The organism is Sphingopyxis sp. sgz302558, from assembly GCF_057220455.1.
The window spans coordinates 581,532-603,295 of record NZ_JBXPUZ010000003.1 but is presented as its reverse complement, the minus strand read 5'-3'; the positions used below and the strand labels follow the sequence as shown (position 1 = coordinate 603,295).

General features: G+C 63.0%; 18 protein-coding genes. 12 read left to right on the top strand and 6 right to left on the bottom strand.

The genetic code is table 11. The annotated features are described in order from the left end of the window. Nucleotides 1-97 precede the first annotated feature (97 nt). The 10 genes from AC2TC0_RS13580 (at nucleotide 98) to AC2TC0_RS13535 (ending at nucleotide 12,697) form a co-directional block, all read left to right on the top strand. On the top strand, nucleotides 98-466 hold the full coding sequence (locus tag AC2TC0_RS13580; RefSeq protein ID WP_484718049.1) for a BlaI/MecI/CopY family transcriptional regulator: 369 nt from the start codon (nucleotides 98-100) through the stop codon (nucleotides 464-466). Next, on the top strand, nucleotides 463-2,124 hold the full coding sequence (locus AC2TC0_RS13575; RefSeq protein ID WP_484718048.1) for a M56 family metallopeptidase: 1,662 nt from the start codon (nucleotides 463-465) through the stop codon (nucleotides 2,122-2,124). Before AC2TC0_RS13580 ends, AC2TC0_RS13575 begins: the two co-directional genes overlap by 4 nt. Before the next feature lie 75 nt (nucleotides 2,125-2,199). After that, entirely contained in the window at nucleotides 2,200-3,129 is a 930-nt protein-coding gene (locus AC2TC0_RS13570; protein ID WP_484718047.1) for an MBL fold metallo-hydrolase, read from the top strand. Beyond that, nucleotides 3,126-3,740 (top strand): DUF4230 domain-containing protein, encoded by a 615-nt coding sequence (locus AC2TC0_RS13565; protein WP_484718046.1) that lies wholly within the window; start codon nucleotides 3,126-3,128, stop codon nucleotides 3,738-3,740. Before AC2TC0_RS13570 ends, AC2TC0_RS13565 begins: the two co-directional genes overlap by 4 nt. 25 nt (nucleotides 3,741-3,765) lie before the next feature. Beyond that, nucleotides 3,766-4,545: a hypothetical protein gene (locus AC2TC0_RS13560; protein ID WP_484718045.1), complete on the top strand. Its 780-nt coding sequence runs from the start codon at nucleotides 3,766-3,768 to the stop codon at nucleotides 4,543-4,545. Between the two features lie 78 nt (nucleotides 4,546-4,623). Next, nucleotides 4,624-5,613 (top strand): quinolinate synthase NadA, encoded by a 990-nt coding sequence (gene nadA / locus AC2TC0_RS13555; RefSeq protein WP_484718044.1) that lies wholly within the window; start codon nucleotides 4,624-4,626, stop codon nucleotides 5,611-5,613. A 915-nt stretch (nucleotides 5,614-6,528) separates the two neighbouring features. Next, nucleotides 6,529-6,798, top strand: a complete 270-nt coding sequence (locus AC2TC0_RS13550; RefSeq protein WP_484718043.1) for a GlsB/YeaQ/YmgE family stress response membrane protein — start codon at nucleotides 6,529-6,531, stop codon at nucleotides 6,796-6,798. 251 nt (nucleotides 6,799-7,049) lie between these two features. Next, a complete protein-coding gene (locus tag AC2TC0_RS13545; protein WP_484718042.1) occupies nucleotides 7,050-8,270 on the top strand; it encodes an efflux RND transporter periplasmic adaptor subunit in 1,221 nt (406 codons plus the stop codon). 26 nt (nucleotides 8,271-8,296) lie between these two features. Beyond that, complete coding sequence (locus tag AC2TC0_RS13540) at nucleotides 8,297-11,377, top strand: efflux RND transporter permease subunit (RefSeq protein ID WP_484718041.1); 3,081 nt, start codon at nucleotides 8,297-8,299, stop codon at nucleotides 11,375-11,377. A gap of 48 nt (nucleotides 11,378-11,425) precedes the next feature. Then, nucleotides 11,426-12,697 carry a DUF445 domain-containing protein gene (locus AC2TC0_RS13535; protein ID WP_484718040.1) on the top strand — a complete coding sequence of 424 codons (1,272 nt, stop codon included), beginning with the start codon at nucleotides 11,426-11,428 and terminating at the stop codon, nucleotides 12,695-12,697. Here the strand turns inward: AC2TC0_RS13535 and AC2TC0_RS13530 are convergent. Further along, the gene (locus AC2TC0_RS13530; RefSeq protein ID WP_484718039.1) at nucleotides 12,691-13,500 is read right to left on the bottom strand and encodes a Rossmann-fold NAD(P)-binding domain-containing protein; all 810 of its coding nucleotides are present in this window, start codon (nucleotides 13,498-13,500) and stop codon (nucleotides 12,691-12,693) included. The two genes, AC2TC0_RS13535 and AC2TC0_RS13530, sit on opposite strands and share 7 nt — an antisense overlap. A 46-nt stretch (nucleotides 13,501-13,546) precedes the next feature. Here AC2TC0_RS13530 and pepN point away from each other — a divergent pair, with 46 nt between their 5' ends. After that, entirely contained in the window at nucleotides 13,547-16,144 is a 2,598-nt protein-coding gene (pepN, locus tag AC2TC0_RS13525; protein ID WP_484718038.1) for an aminopeptidase N, read from the top strand. Nucleotides 16,145-16,147: 3 nt separating this feature from the next. Here the strand turns inward: pepN and AC2TC0_RS13520 are convergent, their stop codons facing one another. From AC2TC0_RS13520 to AC2TC0_RS13505, 4 genes are read right to left on the bottom strand one after another with little or no spacing between them, the layout of a single operon-like run. Continuing rightward, nucleotides 16,148-16,741: an ABC-type transport auxiliary lipoprotein family protein gene (locus AC2TC0_RS13520; RefSeq protein ID WP_484718037.1), complete on the bottom strand. Its 594-nt coding sequence runs from the start codon at nucleotides 16,739-16,741 to the stop codon at nucleotides 16,148-16,150. A gap of 4 nt (nucleotides 16,742-16,745) precedes the next feature. Further along, a complete protein-coding gene (locus tag AC2TC0_RS13515; protein ID WP_484718036.1) occupies nucleotides 16,746-17,693 on the bottom strand; it encodes an MlaD family protein in 948 nt (315 codons plus the stop codon). Nucleotides 17,694-17,702: 9 nt separating this feature from the next. Beyond that, a complete protein-coding gene (locus AC2TC0_RS13510) occupies nucleotides 17,703-18,527 on the bottom strand; it encodes an ABC transporter ATP-binding protein (protein WP_484718035.1) in 825 nt (274 codons plus the stop codon). Continuing rightward, a complete protein-coding gene (locus AC2TC0_RS13505) occupies nucleotides 18,527-19,624 on the bottom strand; it encodes an ABC transporter permease (protein WP_484718034.1) in 1,098 nt (365 codons plus the stop codon). Before AC2TC0_RS13505 ends, AC2TC0_RS13510 begins: the two co-directional genes overlap by 1 nt. A gap of 87 nt (nucleotides 19,625-19,711) precedes the next feature. On the opposite strand from AC2TC0_RS13505, the gene AC2TC0_RS13500 reads away from it, so the two are divergent. Beyond that, a complete protein-coding gene (locus AC2TC0_RS13500) occupies nucleotides 19,712-20,419 on the top strand; it encodes an HAD family hydrolase (RefSeq protein ID WP_484718033.1) in 708 nt (235 codons plus the stop codon). Here the strand turns inward: AC2TC0_RS13500 and AC2TC0_RS13495 are convergent. Continuing rightward, the gene (locus AC2TC0_RS13495) at nucleotides 20,416-21,717 is read right to left on the bottom strand and encodes a cystathionine gamma-synthase family protein (RefSeq protein ID WP_484718032.1); all 1,302 of its coding nucleotides are present in this window, start codon (nucleotides 21,715-21,717) and stop codon (nucleotides 20,416-20,418) included. The genes AC2TC0_RS13500 and AC2TC0_RS13495 overlap by 4 nt on opposite strands. Nucleotides 21,718-21,764 lie beyond the last annotated feature (47 nt).

The following is a 21,764-nucleotide window of genomic DNA, read 5'->3' as shown; positions in this document are numbered from 1 at the left end:
TCGTCAGGTGTAAGCGAAACCGACAATCGCGGGCCAAAATCCATTCATGATCCGTTCAGCGAGACGATTACATCTGTAGTCGTGAAGGGGAAGGTGCATGGCCGACCGTGTCAGCGAAGCCGAATTGCAATTGCTTGCCGCGCTATGGGATCGCGCGCCACAAAGCGCGACTGAACTGGCGGATTCTGTGGGCGCCGCCAACGGGTGGACGCTCGCCACGGTTAAAACGCTGATTGCGCGGCTCGTGCAAAAGGGCGCGGTTGATGCCGCCGCCGATGGCCGCCGTTTCCTTTATTCTCCTTTGCTGGCCCGCGACGCGGTCGTGGCGCTGGAAAGCGAGCGGCTGGTAGACCGCTTGCTCGGCGGGCGGGTCAGCCCTCTGGTCGCGCATCTGGCTGCGCGCGAAGCGCTGAGCGCCGAGGACATTGCCGAAATTGAGGAAATTATTCGGGGGTTAAAGCCATGACCGATACGGTGGTGATGCTGTGGCTGGAGGCCATGGGGATGACCGCGCTGCTGATCGCGGCCGTGCTGCTGGTGCGGCGACCGGTGGCGGCGCTGTTGGGTGCGCGCATGGCCTATGCGCTGTGGCTGATCCCGTTGCTACGGCTGTTGCTGCCGCCGTTGCCCGGCGACGTCAGGATTGTTGTGGCCGAACCGGCCGCGCCGACTGTGGCGGTAGAGGTTGGCGCGTCGATGGCGGACGCGAATGCGGCTGTGCCGATGGTCGACTGGACGAACCTGTTGCAGCTGCTTCCTGCGCTCTGGCTTGCCGGCTTTGTCGCGGTGCTGGGGGTTGCTCTGTACCGCCATCGCAACTGGCTGCGCGCGATGTTGGCCGATGCGACGCCGCTGGAGCCGATCGGTCGGGTGCAGTTGGTGATGAGCGCCGCGGTCGACGGTCCGGTGGCCACGGGGCTCGTGCGCCCGCTGGTCGCGGTGCCCAAAGATTTTTTTGCGCGCTACAGCCAGGCCGAGCGAAAGCTGGCGATTGAGCATGAGCTGGCGCACCACCGCGCCGGTGATTTGTGGGCCAACGCGGCTGCATTGGTCGTGCTTGCGGCGCAATGGTTCAATCCGCTGGCCTGGTGGGGTCTGGCTGCGTTCCGCTTCGATCAGGAAGCCGCCTGCGACGCGCGGATTTTGGGCGCCGTTGCCGCGCCCGAACGTCCGGTGCAGGCGCATCATTATGCCCGCGCGATTGCGAAAAGCCTGGCCGGACCCCGGCTGCTGCTCGCCGCGCCCATGACATCGGGGAGAGAAGTGAAGGAGCGATTGCAAATGTTGACCAAGGAACCGCAAGGCGGCGTGCGCCCGATAGTGGGCCGCATGCTGTTGGGGGGCAGCGCGGTGGCCGCGCTGGCGCTGACGATTTCGACTCTGCCCGACGAGGTGGTGTTCGCCGCCGAACCTGCGGCCGCTGCGCCCACCGCGCCGGTGGAGCAGCGGGTTTCGCGGGTGGTGTTGGTCGATGCCAACGATGACAGCGCGGCGCCGGACGCCGATGGAAAGAAGCGCGAAGTGCGCCAGATCATCATCCGTGACCATGCCGACGGCGCAGGCAAGCCGCACGTTATGATATTCGATGGCGAAGAAATCCCGCTGCCCGATGGCGCCGAAATTGCCCGCAGCGTGCAGCTGGCGATGCCCTTTTTTGGCCTTGATGAGGATGAACTGCGGACAACGCTTGCCGAACAGGGGATCAAGGGTGCGAAGGCCGATGCGGTCATTAGCCGCTTGCGCGAAAAGCGCGCTGAGGCGATGCGCAAGCAGTTCAGCTGGGCTGAGGGGCACGCCAAATTTGCCGAAGCACAAGCCAAACGCGCTGAGGCGCATGCCAAACGCGCAGCGGCCTTTGCCATCGCCCCATGCCCGCCGGGAGAGGGGCAACGCGTGCGCATCGACACCTTGCGCAGCGCCGGTGATGATTCACCGCACGTTCGCATGATTGGCTGCAACGGTGCGGAAATCTCGAAAGAAAAGCAGGTTGAGGCGATGAAAAAGGCACGCGACCGGCTAGCTGCGCAGAAGGATGGCCAAGGCATGGGTGCCGAAATTCGCGCTTCGGTTGTGGCCGACCTGGACAAGGCGATTGCCGAGCTGGAGGCACAGCCAGATAGCTGACCGACGCCCTTTCGCGGTTGGCTGGGAAAGGGGTCGGGCAACCGGCCCCTTTTCCTTTGGCGATGTGGGTGCCACATGAGGCAGGTGACCGACTCCCGCCCCTGGCCCGACAGCATCCGCGCTGGTGAAACCGAGCAGCACGAGCCGCTCGTCCGCCGCGTGCTTGGGCCCAATCCGTCGCCCTATACTTTCACGGGCACGCAGACGTGGCTGGTGGGGGCGGGCGCCGACGTCGCCGTCATCGATCCCGGCCCGACCGGCAGCGGCAAGAGTGTCGGTGACCCAGGCGATGCCTATGGCGCCGGTCATGTCGAGGCGATTTTACGGGCAGTGGCTAGCGCGCGCGTCACCGCCATCCTGTGTACGCACACCCACCGCGATCATTCGCCCGCCGCCGCGCCGCTAAAGGCCGCCACGGGTGCACCGATCATCGGCTGCGCGCCACTGGCTTTGAAGGACGATGGCCCGCGTGCCGATTCGGCGTTCGACCCCGATTACGCGCCCGACCATGTGCTGGCCGATGGCGAACAGGTGGCGGGCGATGGCTGGACGCTGACCGCCGTGGCGACACCGGGGCATACGTCAAACCATCTTTGTTATGCGCTGGAAGAAAGCGGTGCGCTGTTCACCGGCGATCATGTGATGGCGTGGTCGACCAGCGTGGTCAGCCCGCCCGACGGCGACATGGCGGCCTATATGGCGAGCCTCGCCAAGCTCTATGATCGCGCTGACCGCGTCTATTATCCCGCGCACGGCCCAGCGGTGACGAAGCCCAAGCAGCTAGTGCGCGGCATGCTGGGCCACCGCAAACAGCGTGAGCGCCAGATATTGACCGAGCTGGGCAAGGGACCGCGCGCCATCCCAGCGATGGTCGCGGTGATGTATAAAGGTCTCGACCCGCGGCTGGTGGGTGCGGCGGGTCGTTCAGTTCTGGCTCATCTGCTCGACCTAAAGGCGCGCGGCTTGGTCGCCGATGGCGGCGATATCTGGAGTTTGACGCCATGACCCGCAATCGCAGCGGTTTGATCATTGTGTTGTTGCTGATTGCCATTTTTGGCGCCCTGCTGTTGGTTGGCTGGAACCAGCTGCGTGCCAACTTTGCACCTGCTGCGCCTGAAACCATCGTTTCTGCCAGCCTTGAATCGCTGAAGGAACAAAATGTGCTGGTGCCCTTCACTGCCCGTTTTGTCGCCGATCCGACCAGCCGTGTGCGCACTTTGGGACTGACCGCGCAAAAGACCCTGATCGTGCCGGGGACGGTACGGTACGAGCTGGATCTGGGGGCGCTGTCGGCGAAGAATCTCGATTGGGACGCGGAAACGCAGTTGCTGACCGTCAGCCTGCCACCGCTGCGCGTTTCGGCGCCCGAAATGGACCCGGCGGGCGCGGTCGAATATCGCGACGGTGAACTGGTGCTCGCTGTGACAGACGCCGAAAAACGGCTCGACGAGGCTAATTGGAAAGCGGCGCGCGCCGAGATTGTCGCCCAGGCCAAGGGCGCGACGCCGATGCGGCTGGCCGAAGCCGCCGCGATCAACGCGGTGCGCGGCAATTTCGCCCTGCCGCTGAAGTCCGCGAGCGTTGACGCCAAGGTGGACGTTCGCTTTAACCGTTGATATCCGCAATTGGGGGGTTGGGGTGATGGCAACAGCAGCATTGGCGACAGGTGCGGCGCGCGATGACGCGTCTTTTTTCTTCAAACTGGCGGCGGCGATGGGGCTTACGATCGCCATCGCCTTTTCCTTGCACTTTGCAATGGGCCGATCGTCGTTCGGCGCGCCGATGATTGTCCACGCGCACGCCGTCGCCTTCATGGTCTGGACCGGCTTTTTTGTGCTGCAAAGCTGGCTGATGGCGAGCGGGCGGGGGCAATATCATCGCCGCCTGGGCTGGCTGGCGCTGCCGCTGGTGGCGGTGATGGCCGTGTTGGGCACCGGCGTGACGGTAGCGATGGTCCAGCGCGGGCAGGCACCGTTTTTCTTCACGCCGCAGCATTTCCTGATTGCCAATCCGCTGACCTTGCTGTCGTTCATCATCGTGCTGAGCGCCGCAATTGGCATGCGACGGCGCAGCGACTGGCACCGGCGGCTGCACATCTGTGCGATGGCGATGATCATGGGCCCGGCATTCGGGCGGTTGCTGCCGGCACCGCTGATGATCCCCTACACCTTCGAGATTAGCGCGCTGGCAGGGCTGCTTTTCCCATTGGCCGGGATGGTCCGCGATGCGCGCGCCGGCGGCGTTCATCCGGCATGGGTTTGGGGGATGGCGCCGCTGCCTGTGGCGCTGCTCGCGGCCATGCTGCTGTCAGCATCGCCGCTGGGGACGTCCATCTATACGGCGGTCACGGCCGGGACGCCCGGTGCCAAAGTGCCGGGGCTGGAGTTTCCGCCGCCGCCACCGGGGTTTGCACCGAATTAATCGCCAAAGCCGCTTGCGGCACGGGCAGGACAGGGCCATTTGCAGCGCAGACTATCCTGCCAATGGAGCCCTGCTGCCATGACTGCCCCGATCCGCGAAAATCTGTCTGGCGTCGATATTGTCGGCGAAATCCAGCGCCTGAAGAAAGAGCGCAACGCTGTCATCCTTGGCCACTATTACCAGCGGCCCGAGATTCAGGAGATTAGCGATTTTGTTGGCGACAGTCTGGCGCTGTCACGCAAGGCGGCCGAAACCGATGCTGATGTCATCGCCTTTTGCGGCGTCAAATTCATGGCGGAAACGGCGAAGATCCTCAGCCCGCAGAAAATTGTTGTGCTGCCCGACATGGACGCAGGTTGCAGTCTGGAGGATAGCTGCCCGCCCGAACAGTTCGCGCGCTTCCGCTCGGCGCATCCCGACCATATTGCACTGACCTATATCAACTGCTCGGCGGCGGTGAAGGCTTTGAGCGACATTATCGTCACCTCGTCGAGCGCCGAGACCATCATCAACCAGCTGCCACAGGACCAGAAGATCATTTTTGGCCCCGACCGGCATCTGGGGGGGTATATGAACCGCAAGACCGGGCGCGACATGCTGTTGTGGCCGGGCGTGTGCATTGTGCACGAGGCGTTTAGCGAAACTGAGCTTTTGAAGCTGAAAGCGCAGCATCCGGGCGCGCCGGTTGCCGCGCACCCCGAATGCCCGCCGCACATTATTGACCACGCCGATTATGTCGGATCGACCAGCGGCATATTGAAATTCGCCAAGGAAATGGGCGGCGACACGCTGATCGTGGCAACCGAGCCGCACATCATTCACCAGATGGAAAAGGCGGTGCCAGGGAAGAAATTCATTGGCGCGCCGGGGGCGGACGGAAACTGCAACTGCAACATCTGCCCCTATATGGCGCTGAACACGATGGAGAAACTCTATCTGGCGCTGCGCGATTTGCAGCCGCGCATCGAGCTGGACGAGGAATTGCAGGTGAAGGCGAAGCGAAGCTTAGACCGCATGCTCGAAATGGCGAGCGGAAGTGTGGGGAAGGGTGATTTGGGGGCGTGGTGAGTCGCGCTCTCTATGACGCCACCTGCCCCGAGTCGCGTCACAAGATTCCACCCTTGAATCCGAATCTTTCCTGCCCGAATCCGCATCTTGCATCTGCCCGATTTATCCACAGCCGGATTCGCATTTTGGGCAATTTGATGACGATTCTTTTTGGTGAATCGCGGCGGTCGTGAGACCTTCAAATCATCGGGAGCAGCGAAGCGCGGACCCGCCACGAGACGTCGCAGGACCGCAAGGTCAGTCGCCTGAATGTGGCACGGAACGGTGGAGCAGCAAGCGATACCCGGCAAACGGCAGGTAGCGATTCCCACGAAGAGCAGCCCGCCCGAGCAGGGACGAGATGCAGACCGGACTTGAGGTCAGCGAAGGTCGAAAGATCAGGCGCAGGACAAAGGACGAAGGGCATTTCAGGTGAGGCCGGCCCCCGCGAGGGGGCCGACCGAACCGCCGCCGGAACGGGCGGCGCCGATGGTCTATCGGTCATGCGCGACAGGGGCAGCGAAAGCTGGGCCAGTCGAGGCGGATCAGGACGATGTCGGTTGCCAACGGAACCGGATCAGTGGGGGTTGGCAGCGATGCCGGCCCCCATTTCGTTTGTGCGCGGCGCCCCCTTGGCCGTCCACGGCCCCCTGCAAAAAATTCTGCGCAGCTGTGCGGTCTGTCACAGCAGCTTCCAATTTCTGTGGCTAACAACCCCATGCGACCCGGAGTGGTTTCCGCATGGAACCGTTCCCACTGCCCCGGTGCCTGTTTTTGAACCGCACCGGGGCATTTTTTGTCACTGGCGGACAGGCGAGTCTGCACTCGTATTTCCGTTTCTTGCCATTAAGATGGCCTCATGCCGTCGCGGACAATGTTCTGGCGATAGCGAAAACGGCGGGGCGTGGCCCGTCGCCAGCATGGAGGAACAGCATCATGGACTTTATCATCGCGCTCATAATGGGCGGCGTTATCGGCTGGCTGGCCAGCATCGTGATGAAAACCGATGCGCAGCAGGGGATTTTCCTCAACATCATCGTTGGCTGCATCGGCTCGATTCTGGGACGCTTCCTGTTCGGCCGCTTTCTGGGCGGCGGCCATCTGCGTGGCGACGCGTTCGATCCGATGACCTTGCTCACGGCCTTTCTGGGCGCGGTGGTCCTATTGGGGATCGTCAATCTGGTGAAGCGCGGAAAGGTGCGCTAGCCACCGGCCAACGCGCCGGAATTACAGGGCAGCTGCACTGTTCGGGCGCAGCTGCCCTTTCTGGTCAGCGTGAAATATTTCGGCGAACGCCCCTTGGCGCTCGGCGAGCGGCGGGGGTGCCTATGGCGCTGGCAGGACACTCGGTTTAGCGCCAATCGAACAAACTGCGCTTGCTTCGAGTGATTTAATCAGGTAATACACCTCCATCGCTCAAGCCTGCCCGCACCGAGCGGCAGCAATGGGGAATGATCGTGAACTACGAAACCAAGGTGGCACCGATGGATCAGCTCAGCGGGACGGGCTATGGGTATGAAGCCGACCAGAGCGGCAAGCGGCGCCGGATCTTCATCGGCGCGCTGGTACTGCTAGCGCTGGTTGTTGCCGGGGCATGGTACGCATTTTCGGCGGGCAAGTCCGCCGACGGTCAGGCAGCGGCAAGCGGCGCAGCGGGCGGCGAGAAAGGGGCCGCAGGCGCTGCCCCGAATGTGACCGTGGTTATTCCCGGCCGCCAGGACGTGGAACAGCTTATCTCTGCCAATGGCACCATTGCCGCGCGGCGCGAAATGCCGGTTGGCGTGTCGGGCGAGGGCGGGCAGGTGACGCGCGTGCTGGTCGAACCAGGCCAATGGGTCGCCGCAGGACAGGTATTGGCGACGGTTGATCGTGCGGTGCAGGTCCAGCAGCTCAACTCGCTGGCAGCCAGTGTGCGCGTGGCGCAGGCTGATGCCGATTTGGCGCAGGCCGAACTCGACCGTGCGCGCTCGCTGGTTGATCGCGGCTTTATTTCGAAGGCTGACCTTGATCGCAAGACCGCGACGCGCGACGCTGCCGTGGCGCGCGTGCGCGTGGCCGAGGCGCAGGTGAGCGAGGCGCGCGCACGCAACAGCCGCCTTGATATTCGGGCCCCCGCCGCCGGCCTGGTGCTGACGCGTCAGGTCGAGCCGGGGCAGGTGGTGAGCGCGGGCAGCGGTGTGCTGTTCCGCATGGCACGCGGCGGCGAAATGGAATTGCTGGCGCAGCTCGCCGAAGCCGATTTGCAAAACTTGCCGGTGGGCACGGCTGCGACGGTCACGCCGGTGGGCAGCGACCTCAGTATCGCAGGCCGCGTGTGGCAAGTCTCGCCGGTCATCGACCCGCAAACCCGTCAGGGCACGGTGCGCATCGCCGTACCCTATTCGGCGGCGCTGCGCCCGGGCGGCTTTGCCGACGCCAAGCTGGTGGCGGGCCGCGGCCGATCGCCGCTGCTGCCCGAAAGCGCGGTGCTATCCAGCCCCGAGGGCAACTATGTCTATGTCGTCGGCAAGGACAATGTCGTGCAGCGGCAAAAGGTGACCATCGGGTCAGTCAATGACAGCGGTGTGGCCATTGCCAGCGGGCTGACTGGCAATGAACGCGTCGTGGTCTTGGCGGGGTCGTTCCTCAACCCCGGCGACAAGGTGAAACCGGTGCTGCAGAAGTCGGCGGCGCGCTGAGGCGCGCCGGGTAAGGGATCGAAGCCATGAATTTCCGCAATATCTCCGCCTGGTCGATCCGCAACCCGGTGCCGCCGATTGTGTTTTTCGTGCTGTTGCTGCTGGCGGGAATCGTCAGCTTCAACCGCATGGACGTGAACGACAATCCGGAAATTGAATTTCCCGCTGTGCAGGTGATTGTCTCTCAGCCGGGGGCTGCCCCATCCGAGCTGGAGACGCAGGTCACCCAGCGCGTCGAAGCCGCTGTCCGCTCGGTCAGCGGGGTGGACGAGCTGTCCTCCTATGTGGGCGAAGGCAACAGCCGCACCTTCATCCAGTTCGACATTGGTACGCCGATTGACCGCGCATTCAACGACGTCAATCAGGCGATATCGCAGATCCGCGGCGATTTGCCCGATGGCATTTTGGAACCGCAGGTCATACGCGTCGATATTGCGGGCGGGCCGATCACCTATTTCGCGGTCGAAACGTCGGACATGACGCTGGAGCAATTGTCCTGGTTCGTCGACAATACGGTGGCGAAGGAATTGCTGGGTATCGAGGGCATGGCGCAGGTGCGCCGCTCGGGCGGGGTAGACCGCGAAATCCGCGTCATCCTCGACCCTGCGCGCATGCAAAGCTATGGCATTACTGCGTCCCAAGTGAACGCGCAGCTGCGCCAGACCAACTTGAACGCCGCCGGCGGCCGTACCGAAATTGCGGGGTCCGAGCAAGCTGTGCGCGTGCTGGGCAACGCCGGCAGCGCCTATCAGCTGGGCGAACAACGGCTGTCGCTGGGCAATGGCCGCACCATCCGCCTGACCGATGTGGCCACAGTTACGGACGCCTATGCCGAGCAGCGCAATCTGGCCAAGATGCGCGGCAAACAGGTGCTGTCCTTTGCCATCGAAAAGGCGAAAGGTGCCTCGGACGTGTCGGTGCACGATGCGGCGATGGAAAAGCTGGCCGAGATCAAGAAGAACAACCCCAAGGTTGATTTCAAAATCCTGTTCACGCGGACAGTCTATACCAAAGAGCAATATAGCTCGGCGATGCTGGCGATGATTGAGGGCGCGGTGCTCGCAGTGATCGTGGTGTTCCTGTTCCTGCGCGACTGGCGCGCGACGGTAATCAGCGCAATTGCCATCCCACTGTCGGCTATCCCGACTTTCTTCTTCATGGACCTGATGGGCTTTTCGCTGAACAGCCTGTCGCTGCTGGCGCTCAGTCTGGTCGCGGGGGTGCTGGTCGACGACGCTATTGTGGAAATTGAAAATATCGTCCGGCACATGCGGATGGGCAAATCCGCCTATCAGGCGTCCATCGATGCCGCTGACGAAATCGGCCTGGCGGTGGTTGCGACAACGATGACCATTGTCGCGGTGTTCCTGCCCGTTGCGCTGATGCCCGGTATCTCGGGGCAATTCTTTGTCCAGTTTGGGATGACCGTGGTTGTCGCCGTGCTGCTGAGCCTTGCGGTCGCACGCATGATCACGCCAATGATCGCGGCCTATTTCCTCAAAGCTTTTGGCGAGGCGGACCATGCCAATGGGCCGATGATCGAGCGCTATGCCAACCTGCTGAAATGGACGTTGAAGCACCGCTGGACGATGGTGGGCATTGGTGTTGGCGCCTTTGCCGCTAGCATCGCGTTGTTCTTGCTGCTGCCCAAGCAATTCCAACCGACGATCAACAGCGATTATAGCCAGATCGCGTTTGAATTGCCGCCCGGATCAACGCTGGCGCAGAGCGAGGGGATTGCCAATCAGGTGACCGCCATATTGGATGCCGACCCAACGGTGCAGGACGCCTTTGCCGAGGTGAACGTCAACGACGGCAACATCTATATCACGCTGAAGAAGGATCGTGCGCTGAAGAGCGTTGAATGGGAGCGTTCGGTTCAGCCGAAGCTCGCTGCCATTCCCGATGCGCGGGTGCGCTTCCAGAGCCAGTCGGGCGGCTTTTCGGGCCGTGACATCACCTTCATCATCGGCGGCGATGATCCGGCAGCACTCGAAACCCACGCGCGCACCATCGTCAAGCAGATGGAAGGCCTGAAGGAACTGCGCAACCCGCGCATTGAAGGCGATATTCCGCGGCCTGAAATCATCGTCGAACCGCGGCTCGACCTCGCCGCCGATCTGGGCGTGACCACGGCCGCGCTATCGCAGACGATCCGCATCGCCACCATTGGCGATATCGACCAGAATGCCGCCAAATTCTCGCTGTCGGACCGGCAGATCCCGATCCGCGTGCTGCTGGCCGAGGATTCGCGTCGCAGCCTGTCCACCCTGGAGAATCTGCCGGTGCCGACATCGCGCGGGACCACCGTGCCGTTGAAATCGGTGGCAAAAATCAGCTTTGGCGCGGGGCCAACCGAGCTGCGGCGGTATAACCAGACGCGGCGCATTGTGCTGGGCGCGGATCTCGCACCGGGCCTTGTTACCGGCGATGCCCAGCCCAAGATCGACGCACTGCCAGCGGTCAAGAACATGCCCAACGGCATTCGCAAAGTGGTGCAGGGCGACCAGAAATGGCAGCAGGAATTGCTGGTGAATTTCGCCATCGCTCTGGTTTCGGGCATGCTGTTGGTCTTCTCGACGCTGGTGCTGCTCTACCGCCGCTTCCTATCGCCGCTGGTCAATATGCTCTCGCTGTTGCTCGCGCCGCTGGGCGGCCTCATTGGCCTGGCGATTGCGGGGATGGAAATTTCGATGCCGGTGTTCATCGGCCTGCTGATGCTGTTCGGCATTGTCGGCAAAAACAGCATCTTGCTGATCGACTTTGCCATCGAGGAAATGGAGCGCGGCGTGGACAAGTATACCGCGCTGATTGACGCCGGGCGCAAACGTGCGCAGCCAATTGTTATGACCACGGTGGCGATGGCCGCTGGGATGGTGCCGACGGCGCTGTCGCTGTCGGGTGACGGGGCATGGCGCGCGCCGATGGGCGTGGTCGTCATCGGCGGGCTGATTATGTCAACGCTGCTGACGCTGCTGATTGTGCCCGCGGGTTTCAGCCTGGCGGACAGTATCGAAAAGCGCATCGGCAAATTCTCGCGCCGCTTCATCAGTTACCGCGAGGGCGATGATGCAGCCGACAAGGCTGTCCCGCAGCCGGCGGAATAAGGGGACGCGGCGGTTGCGCCGCCGCGCATCCTTCCCCATTTCAAGGGCATGAACGAATCAGCCAAAGCGGCGCGTCCCGCCGGCGTTTCCATTCCGGTCCGGCAGGGCGTCGATGTGCGGCTGGTCGCGACCGGTCTGCTGATCCTCATGGCCATCGTTTTTTTCGGGCTGAAGCCGTGGGATGATCTGCATCCGGCCATCGGTTTTGTCCGCGCCTTCGCCGAAGCCGCCATGGTCGGCGGGCTGGCCGACTGGTTCGCGGTGACCGCGCTGTTCCGCCACCCCATGGGCCTGCCCATCCCGCACACCGCCATCGTGCCGCGCAACAAGGAACGCATTGGCAATGCGCTGGCGGCCTTCCTGCTCAAAAACTTCCTGATTCCGCGGCTGATTGCCAAGCGGATGCGCCATGTCGATGTGGCGGGCGCGGTGGGGCGTTTCCTTGCTGAACCGGCTGAGGGCGGTGGGCGGCTAAAGCGGGGCGCATCGCGCATGCTTGCTGAAGCGCTGGGCGCGCTCGATCAGGATCGGCTGGGCGGCATGGTCAAAACGGCTCTCGCCGACCGGCTGCGCGAGCTGAACGTGGGCCCGCTGCTGGGGCAGACACTGTCCGCGGCGCTGGCGGAGGGGCGGCACCAGCCGCTCCTCGACGGCATGGTCAGATGGGGTTCCAAGACGCTGGATTTGAACGCCGAGCTGATCCACCAGATGGTGCACGACAATAGCGGGACGATCGTGCGGCTGACGGGTCTGGATGAAACCATCTCTAACCGCATCGTCGCTGGCTTACAGAAATTGCTCGCCGATATGGCCGAGCAGCCCGAGCATGCCTTGCGCCAGCGCGTCGAGGAAAGCCTCGAGCGGCTGGCTCATGACCTGCAACATGACCCGGAGAGGCAGGCGCAGGTGGCGCGCGTGCGCGATGAACTGCTGGCCAATCCGGCGGTCAAGCGCTGGCTCGACGGCCTGTGGGAGCAAGGGCGCGGCGCATTGCTGCGCGCGGCAAACAACCCCGACACGGTGCTCGCGGGCCGCATCGGCGAGCTGGTGCGCCAGCTCGGCACCACGCTGGGCGAGGATCCGGCGATCCGCCGCACGGTCAACCGCTACGCCCGCCGCGCCGTGGTAGGCATGGCCGACAGCTACGGTGAAACCGCACTAAAGCTGGTGTCGGACACGATCCGTGGCTGGGATGCACGCACCATTACCGACCGGCTGGAGCGCGAGGTCGGCGATGATTTACAATTTATCCGCATCAACGGCACATTGGTCGGCGGGCTGGTCGGCACGCTGATCCACGCGATCGAGGTGCTTTACTGACGATCCGTGTCGAGGCAGTTGGCCAGCCCCTCACGCCAGGTCGGAAAGCGCGGCTCCCACCCCAGCAGCCGCTTGGCCTTGCCGTTCGCGACGCGGCGGTTTTCAGCATAGAAGGTGCGCGCCATCGGCGAAAGATTCGCCTCTTCCAATGTTTCCAGCGGCGGCCACGGTACGCCGAGCAGGTCGCACGCGCCCTCGGTAACCTCCAGTTGCGGACAGGGATGGTCGTCGGCCAGATTATAGACCCCTGGCGGTCCGGCAAAGCTGGCGATGATGCCGCTGGCGATGTCGTCGACATGGATGCGACTGAAGACCTGACCGGACAATTTGATGCGGTGCGCGTCGCCGCTACGGACGCGGTCAAGCGCGCTGCGGCTTGGCCCATAGATCCCGGGCAGACGGAAAACGCGCACCTCGCTGCGCAGCGCCAGCCACGTCTGATCGGCGGCGGCGCGCGCGGCCCGGTTGCCGGTGCCGACGGGCGATGCTTCGTCCACCCACGCACCGCCGGTGTCGCCATAAACGCCGGTGGAGGACAGATAGCCAACCCAGCGCGCCGGGGCGAGCGCGAGCGCCTCGCCATAATGCGCCAGCACCGGATCGCGCCCGCCATCGGGCGGAGCCGAGGCGAGGATATGGTCGGCGCACAAAATGGCGGCGCGCACCGCTGGCTCGTCATCGAACCGCAGCGTCCCGCCGCGCCCGTCGCGCGTGGTGCCGATAACGTTCCATCCGCGGGCGACCAGCCGATCCGCCAGATGCGCTGCACTATAACCGAGCCCGAATATCAGCATCTGTCCCATGCCGCGCTTATTGCGCACCCCCGCGTCGGCGCATAGAGTTAATGCTATGGCTGACCTCTCCTCCACGCCCGCTGTTCCCGTCACCGTCCATCGTGGTGATTATCGCCCGCCCGAATGGCTGGTTCCCGAAGTGGCGCTCGACTTTGCGCTTGGTATCGACGCGACGCAGGTCACATCGACCCTGTCCGTGACGCGTAATCCGGCAGGAAAGGCGGGCGCGCAGCTGTTGCTGCGCGGCGACGGGCTGACCTCACTGGCGGTACGCGTTGATGGCGAAGAGTTTGCCGACTGGCGGATGGAGGGAGCTGATTTGCTTCTGGATCTTGGCGAACGCACCGCTGCCGTCGTCAGCATCGCTACCCGCCTTATCCCCAGTGCAAACAGCCAGTTGATGGGCCTCTATGCCTCGAACGGCATGTTGTGCACCCAGTGCGAGGCCGAAGGGTTCCGGCGTATCATCTTCCACCCCGACCGGCCCGATGTGATGAGTCGCTACCGCGTGACTATGACGGGCGACAAAAAGGTTTTTCCGGTGCTGTTATCCAACGGCAACTGCATCGATAGCGGCGAAAATGATGATGGCACCCATTGGGCCGTTTGGGAGGATCCGTGGCCCAAGCCCAGCTATCTCTTTGCGCTGGTCGCGGGCGATCTGGTCGCCAACAGCGACCATTTCACCACCATGTCGGGGCGCAAAGTCGCGCTCAATATCTTTGTCCGCGACGGCGATGTGCCGCGAACCGGCCATGCGATGGCGGCGCTCAAGGCATCCATGGCGTGGGACGAGCGCGTCTATGGCCGCGAATATGACCTGGACGTCTTCAACATTGTCGCGGTCAGCGATTTCAACATGGGGGCGATGGAAAACAAGGGGCTGAACGTCTTTAACAGCCGTTACATATTGGCCGACACCGACACCGCGACCGACATTGATTTTGACGGGGTCGAAGGCGTCGTCGCGCATGAGTATTTCCACAACTGGTCGGGCAACCGCGTCACCTGCCGTGACTGGTTCCAGCTGAGCCTGAAAGAAGGTTTTACTGTCTATCGCGACCAATGTTTCTCGGCCGATCAGGGATCAGCGGCGGTCAAGCGGATCGAGGATGTGCGCCTGCTCCGTGCGGCGCAATTCCCCGAAGATGCCGGGCCGCTGGCGCATCCCATCCGCCCCGACAGTTTTCAGGAAATCTCGAACTTTTACACCGCCACAGTGTACAACAAGGGGGCCGAGGTCATCCGGATGATGGCGACGCTGATCGGGCCCGATCGGTTCCGCGCCGGGACCGACCTTTATTTTGACCGCCACGACGGTCAGGCCGTGACGTGCGAGGATTTTGTTCGCGCGATCGAGGATGGTGCAGTGGTCGACCTGACCCAGTTCCGTCGCTGGTATGAACAGGCGGGGACACCACGCCTCAAATTGTCGGTCGAGGAAGCGCAAGGCGAATGGACGCTTGTCGCGCAGCAAAGCGTGCCGCCGACGCCAGGGCAGCCCAACAAACTGCCCATGCACATTCCGCTGCGGATTGCGGCATTTGGCGCTGGCGGCGACAATGGCGTGCTACCCGACACACTGGTCGAACTGCGCGAACCGGTCGAGCGCATTGCCCTGGGGCGATTTACAGCGCGCCCTGTATTGTCGATCAACCGCGGCTTTACCGCCCCGGTGATCACCGAAGTTGATCGCGCCCCGGGCGAATTGGCATGGCTCGCCGCGCATGATGACGATCCTTTCGCTCGATACGAAGCATTGCAGCAATTGATGCTAGACCATCTGGTTGCGGCGGTGGCGGGCGGCGGCGATGTTGCCCCTGTGGTCGACGCGGTTGCCAATTTGCTGCGTGAGGCGGCGCGTGATCCAGCCTTTGTTGCCGAGGCAATCCTGCTGCCCAGCGAAGCCTTTATCGGCGACCAGATGTTGGTGGTTGACCCCGATGCTATCCGTCGCGCGCGCATCGCTTTGCAGGCGGCGTTGGGTTCAGCGCTCGAGGGCGAATGGCGCGCGCTGTTGGCACAGCCGGTGCCCTCGTCAAGCGACCATAGCCCGGCGGCGAAAGGCGGACGGCGGTTGGCCGGGCAGGCGATTGCGCTGCTAGGCGCCGCCGGTTTGCCCGATGCAGCGACGCTGGCGTTTGACCATTTTGCCGGTGCCGATGGCATGACGCTGCGGATGAGCGCGCTGACCACGCTAGCGAATGGCGACAGCGACCAGCGCGAGGCCGCGCTCGACATCTTCTATCAGCGCTACCGCGACAATGGGCTGGTGCTCGACAAATGGTTCCAGGTGCAGGCCTGGTCGCTGCGCTCTGACACGGTCGAGGCGGTTGCTGGCCTCGCAAAACATCCGGATTTCACCTTGTCGAACCCCAATCGGGTGCGCTCGCTCTATGGGGCGTTTTCGGGCAACCAAGCGGCCTTCCACCAAACCGATGGCGCGGGTTACCGCTTGCTGGCCGACCTGATCATCGAACTGGATCCACGCAACGCCCAGACAGCCGCCAAAATGATTCCGCCGTTTGGCCGCTGGAAGCGGTTTGACAGCGCGCGGCAGGCCATGATGCGAACCGAGCTGGAGCGGATTTTGCGCACCCCCGGCTTGTCGCGTGATACGACCGAACAGGCGAGCAAGAGTTTGGCGGGCTAAAGGTTATCCCGCCACCCACTTAGCAACGTCACCCGCGACCTTGTTCGCGGCGCGCGACAGCGCTGCCCCCGCGCTGCGCGCTTCCACCGTGCCCACATCCTCGCGCGCCTCAAAGCGTTGCTGGCGCACTTGTTTGCCGCCCGCGCCGACGATCATCGCCTGATAGGTGACGACCGCTTCGTTCGTGCGGGCGTCGATGCCGAATTCCAGCAATTGCCCGGCGAGCTGCTCGCCCGGCGCCGTCAAATACTGGCCTTCATCGAGCACGAGCCGGTCGCTGCTCGCGCTGATGGTGTCGGACAGCAGCCGCTGGAACAAGCGTTGCGGCGCCTCCACCCATTGCGCCTCGACGATATAGGCAATGCTGCCCTCATCCTGCTGCACCGGGATGCGCTGGGTGCGCAACTTCTGCGGCGCAGTGGGGATCAGCACGGTCAGCGTCTTCGCCTCGGCATTGCTGCGCGGGGTTCCGGCGGCGGGCACAGCGTCGGGGCTGAGCGTCAGGAGGAAGGGCGGAGCTTCCCCGCCGCCCAGATTAACGCAGCCCGCAAGACTTAACGCGGTGCTCAGGGCGAGGATGGCGCGAGATCGGATCATGCGGTCAGTTCCCATCCTTGTAATCAGGCAATTTGGTGCCGCCGAGAATTGCGCCCGCCCCCTGTTGGTCGAGCTTGTCGGTCAGGCTGGATAGCGAGGCCGAGGTGCGGCGCAAGTCGCGGATCAGCGCATTGGCTTCTGGAATTGTCGTGTCGCTGAAATTCTGCAAGCCGGGCTCGGCAGCGGCCAGCACCTTGTTGAGCTGCGCCATCGATGCGTCGGCGCTGCGCAATGCCTTACGCAGATCGGCCATGGCGGGGTCAATATTGCGCTCGACTGTGCTCTGCGCGCTTTGGGCGAGCAGTCCGACGCGCTCGGCCGCGATCCCCGTCTGCTGCACTGCAATCCGGGTTTCGGCCAACGCGGCGGTGATGGCGGGGCCGTTGCGCGCGAGCGTGGCACTGGTTGATTCGATATTGTCGAGGATATTGGCGATGCTTTGCTGGTTGCGGTCATTGGCCAGCTCGGTCAGCCGTTCGGTAAGTGTCGAAAGCCGCTCGAGCAGCTGCGGCGCAGTGTTCAACAATTCGCCCAGTCCACCAACGCGCGTCGGGATCACCGGGCGACCAGCGGGCCCGGCATCGGCAATCGGCGGCGCACCTTTTACCGCGCCTTCCAGCGCGACCTGCGTTACGCCAGTAAAGCCGACACCCGACAGGGTCGCGGTGGTGCCCTGTCGCACCGGCGTATCTTCGTTCACCTCGATGCGGACGCGGACAAAGGCGGGGTCGTCGGGCCACAGCGCGATTTCCTTGACTTGTCCTGACGGTACGCCGGAGTAGGTGACCTGCGAACCGCGGTTGAGGCCATCGACCGACTGTTTGAAAAAAATGTCAAACTCGCGCTTGGTGCCGCCGCTGTTATTGGCCAGCCAGACGACGAACCCAGCCAGTGCCAGCATCATCAGCAGCACCACAGCCCCCACCAGCACATTGTTTGAACGGGTTTCCATAAAGCGTCTCTAGCCCAATGATTTGGCGGAAGCGACCGCTTCGCGCGATTTTGCTGCTGCCCGCCCGCGCGGACCCATGAAATAATCCTGAATCCATGGGTGGCTGGTAGACAGCAGCTGGTCGATGGTCCCGATGGCGATCACCTTGCGCTCGGCCAGCACCGCCACCCGGTCGCAAGTGGCATAAAGCGAATCCAGATCGTGGGTAATAAGGAAGACGGTCAGGCCCAGCGTATCGGCAAGTTCGCGGATCAGCTGGTCAAATTTGGCCGCGCCAATAGGATCAAGCCCGGCGGTTGGTTCGTCGAGAAACAGTAAGGCGGGGTCGAGCGCCAGCGCGCGGGCCAGCCCGGCACGCTTGACCATACCCCCCGATAATTCGGCGGGATATTTTGGGCCGGCATCAGGGGGCAGGCCAACCATCGCGACCTTATAGGCGGCGATTTCATCAAGCATCGGTTTGGACAGCTGCGGATAATATTCGCGCAGCGGCACCTGGATATTTTCCGATACAGTCAGTGTGGAAAACAGCGCGCCGCCCTGAAACATCACACCCCAGCGGCGCCGCAGGTCGCGGGCAGCGGGAGTGTCTTCAACGTCAATATGGGTGCGACCGTAGACTTCGATGCACCCGGCTTGAGGGTGCTGCAATCCGATTATCGAGCGCATCAGCACCGATTTTCCCGTGCCCGACCCGCCAACCACGCCCAATACTTCGCCTTGCAGAACTTCCAGATCCAGATCTTCATGGATCACAGCATCGCCAAACGCATTGGTTAGTCCGCGCACGCGGATTGCCACCTGGTGCTGCTCGGGGAAAATCATGGTGGCCATCAGTTCCACCCAAGCCCAGAGAAGAATACGGCGAAAAAGGCGTCCAGGACGATGACAAGAAAAATGGCGGCGACCACAGCAGAGGTAGTGCGGCGACCGACCTCTTCAGCGTCCTTTTCCACCTGCATACCTTCATAGCAGCCAGTAACACCAACCAGCATGCCGAACACCGGGGCCTTGATCAGCATGATCCAGAAATCGGTAAAGGGGATGATCTGGCGTAACAGCTCAATATAGGTAAGCGGCGGAATTTCCAGCCCAACCCAGCAAAACACGCCCCCGCCGATAATGGCGCACATGCTGGCGTAAAAGCCAAGCAGTGGCATCATCAGCGTCACCGCCATGACGCGCGGCAACACGATGGCCTCCATCGGTGACACGCCGATCGTGCGCATGGCATCGATTTCCTCGGTCAACTTCATGGTGCCGATTTGTGCGGCAAAAGCACTGCCCGAGCGGCCCGCGACCATGATCGCGGTCATCAGCAGCCCAAGTTCACGGATTGACGCGCGCCCGACCAGATTGACGGTGAACACCTCTAGCCCGAATTGCTCCAGCTGCACGGCGCCCTGCTGCGCGATCACGATGCCGATCAGAAAACTCATCAGTCCGATGATGGCCAACGCGTCGATACCGACATTCTGGATGCGCATCGTGACCGCGGTCCAGCGCACCGGCCGTCTTTCCAGCAACATCCGGAAAAAAGAAACGATGGTTGCCCCGAAAAAGCCGATGATGCCGATCAACTCGCGGCAGGCGGTCATGAAACCGGAACCGACCTCGCCAGCCAGCCGCTGCCAACCGCCGGGGACGAAATGTTCGGCGGCGGGTTCCTGCCGCGAGCGTCGCACCGCGTCGAGCAGGCGCTGCGCATCTCGGCTGGCTCCGGCGATCTGGGCGCCATGGACATCGGCAGTGCGCAGCACTAGCCATGCGCCCACGGTATCGATGCGCTCGATGCCCGACAGGTCGATGCGAGCTATGGGGCCGACGCTTTCCAATATCTGCGGCAGCTCGCCGAGGCGCGCCAAAGTCAGCCGCCCCGCCAGCCGCAGCTCGTCGCCCCCATCGCCGGGGACTATTGCATGACTTGCCAAGGCCAACATAACCCCCCGACAGTTGCGCACTTTGCGTGGCGCGGCAAGCACTTCTCACCGGCGCGCCAAGCCGGTATGGACGGCGACATGAGCGACGCCGTCCCTTCGCGCATTGCAATCTACGATATGGACCGCACCATTACCCGGCGCGCGACCTATAGTGGCTTTCTGATGCATGTGGTGCGACGGCGCCAGCGCTGGCGGGTGCTGCTAACCCCGTTTGTGATGCTTGCCAGTCTGCTGCATCTGACCGGCCTGGTCAGTCGCGCGCGGCTTAAGGCAATAACGCTGCGGCTGATGCTTGGCCCGACCTTTCGCCGGGACGAGATTGCCCCGCTTGCCGAAAGCTATGCCGACAAGCTGGTGGCGAGCGGGCTTTATGATGAAGCGGTCGAACAAATCGCGGCCGACAAGGCGGCGGGCTACCGCGTGCTGCTCGCCACCGCGAGCTTTCATCTTTATGTTGATGCGATTGCCGCGCGACTGGGGATCGACGATGTGCTGGCAACACAGCTTGATGAAGGCGTGGGTCCCGACCATATCCGCGCGCGTCTGGCAGGCGACAATTGCTATGGCGATGCCAAGTTCGCACGCATTTCGGGGTGGATGGACAGCAATGCGTTGACCCGCGACGGATCGCACATCCGCGCCTATTCCGACCATGTGTCCGACCGGCCAATGCTGCATTTTGCCCATGAAGCGGTGGCAACTACGCCATCACGCGGCCTGCGCAAGCTCGCCCCCAAAATGGGCTGGCAAGTGGTCGATTGGCGGCCAAAACGTCCGGCGCGCTAAACCGCGTCCAACGCCTGCGCAAAATCGGCAATCAGATCGCCTGCGTCCTCGATGCCGATCGAAATGCGCACCAGATTGTCGGTAATGCCCAATCGGTCCTTGCGCTCCTGCGGCACGGAAAGGTGCGTCATTGCGGCAGGATGGCTGGCAAGTGTTTCGGTGCCGCCCAGACTGACCGCCAGATTGGCAATTTGCAACGCGTCGAGGAAGCGGAAGCTTTCTTCCTCGCCGCCCTTGATGAACAAGGAGAAGGTGGAGCCTGCGCCAGCGCAGTGGCGTTCAAAAATGTCGCGCTGCGGCCCTTCGGGAAGAAAGCCCAGATAGCCCAAGCCCTCCACCTTGGGGTGACTGCGCAGATATTCGCACACTTTCTCGGCATTCTCGCCCGCGCGGCTCATGCGCAATTCGACGGTTTCGAGGCTGCGCAATAGCATCCAGGCGGTGTTGGGATCGCAAATTGTGCCAATGGTGTTGCGCATCATGCGGATGGGGGCGAGCCAAGCCTTGGACCCCAGCACGCCGCCCGCGACCAGATCGCTGTGCCCGCCGGCATATTTGGTTAGGCTGTAGAGGACAATGTCGGAGCCATGCTTCAGCGGCGCGGACCAAAGCGGCCCCAGAAAGGTGTTGTCGATAGCAATTGGCGGGCGCGCGTCAGCGGCAAAGGCGGCGTCGACCGCGCCGCGCATCGCTTCGACATCGACCAGCGCGTTGGTGGGGTTGGCGGGGCTTTCCAGATAGACCATCGCCACCTTGCCGCCTTGCGCCGCTGCCATCGTTTTGGCGCGGTCGAGGATGTCATCCATCTCGGCGCGCGACGCTTCAGCCGGAAAATCGAGGTAGGTCGCGCCAAAGCGCGACAGGATGCGCGCGATCAGCGTCTCGGTGGCGGCATAGAGCGGGCCCGAATGGACAATTACGTCCTTCATGCTGACGTGCGCGAGCAGCAGCGTGGCGATGGCCGACATGCCGCTGGAAAAAACCAGCGCATCTTCGGCATCGTCCCACACGCCGAGGCGCGCTTCCAAAATTTCCTGATTGGGGCCGTTGAAGCGCGAATAAACCAGGCCATCGGCCCCGCCCGGGCGCTTGCCGGTAATCCCCTCAAAATGCCGCTTGCCCGCTGCCGCGCTTTCAAAGGCGAAGGTTGAGGTCAGGAAAATTGGCGGCTTGAGCGACCCTTCCGACAGCACGGGATCGAAACCATAGCCCATCATCAGCGTCGCCGGAGAAAGTTGGCGGTTACCGATCGCTCGCACCGAAGGTTTGGGTTTGCGCGGCGGGGTGGCGTCGGACATGCGGGTGTTTCCCTCGGAAGGCTGGACGGGCCGCAACCCTAGCGCAA

Coding starts and splice junctions, on each gene's coding strand:
- AC2TC0_RS13495 (WP_484718032.1), bottom strand. CDS start 21,717: ATGTCCGACGCCACCCCGCCGCGCAAACCCAAACCTTCGGTGCGAGCG.
- AC2TC0_RS13550 (WP_484718043.1), top strand. CDS start 6,529: ATGGACTTTATCATCGCGCTCATAATGGGCGGCGTTATCGGCTGGCTG.
- AC2TC0_RS13535 (WP_484718040.1), top strand. CDS start 11,426: ATGAACGAATCAGCCAAAGCGGCGCGTCCCGCCGGCGTTTCCATTCCG.
- AC2TC0_RS13540 (WP_484718041.1), top strand. CDS start 8,297: ATGAATTTCCGCAATATCTCCGCCTGGTCGATCCGCAACCCGGTGCCG.
- AC2TC0_RS13580 (WP_484718049.1), top strand. CDS start 98: ATGGCCGACCGTGTCAGCGAAGCCGAATTGCAATTGCTTGCCGCGCTA.
- AC2TC0_RS13515 (WP_484718036.1), bottom strand. CDS start 17,693: ATGGAAACCCGTTCAAACAATGTGCTGGTGGGGGCTGTGGTGCTGCTG.
- AC2TC0_RS13530 (WP_484718039.1), bottom strand. CDS start 13,500: ATGGGACAGATGCTGATATTCGGGCTCGGTTATAGTGCAGCGCATCTG.
- nadA (WP_484718044.1), top strand. CDS start 4,624: ATGACTGCCCCGATCCGCGAAAATCTGTCTGGCGTCGATATTGTCGGC.
- AC2TC0_RS13575 (WP_484718048.1), top strand. CDS start 463: ATGACCGATACGGTGGTGATGCTGTGGCTGGAGGCCATGGGGATGACC.
- AC2TC0_RS13520 (WP_484718037.1), bottom strand. CDS start 16,741: ATGATCCGATCTCGCGCCATCCTCGCCCTGAGCACCGCGTTAAGTCTT.
- AC2TC0_RS13560 (WP_484718045.1), top strand. CDS start 3,766: ATGGCAACAGCAGCATTGGCGACAGGTGCGGCGCGCGATGACGCGTCT.
- AC2TC0_RS13510 (WP_484718035.1), bottom strand. CDS start 18,527: ATGGCCACCATGATTTTCCCCGAGCAGCACCAGGTGGCAATCCGCGTG.
- AC2TC0_RS13565 (WP_484718046.1), top strand. CDS start 3,126: ATGACCCGCAATCGCAGCGGTTTGATCATTGTGTTGTTGCTGATTGCC.
- pepN (WP_484718038.1), top strand. CDS start 13,547: ATGGCTGACCTCTCCTCCACGCCCGCTGTTCCCGTCACCGTCCATCGT.
- AC2TC0_RS13500 (WP_484718033.1), top strand. CDS start 19,712: ATGAGCGACGCCGTCCCTTCGCGCATTGCAATCTACGATATGGACCGC.
- AC2TC0_RS13570 (WP_484718047.1), top strand. CDS start 2,200: ATGAGGCAGGTGACCGACTCCCGCCCCTGGCCCGACAGCATCCGCGCT.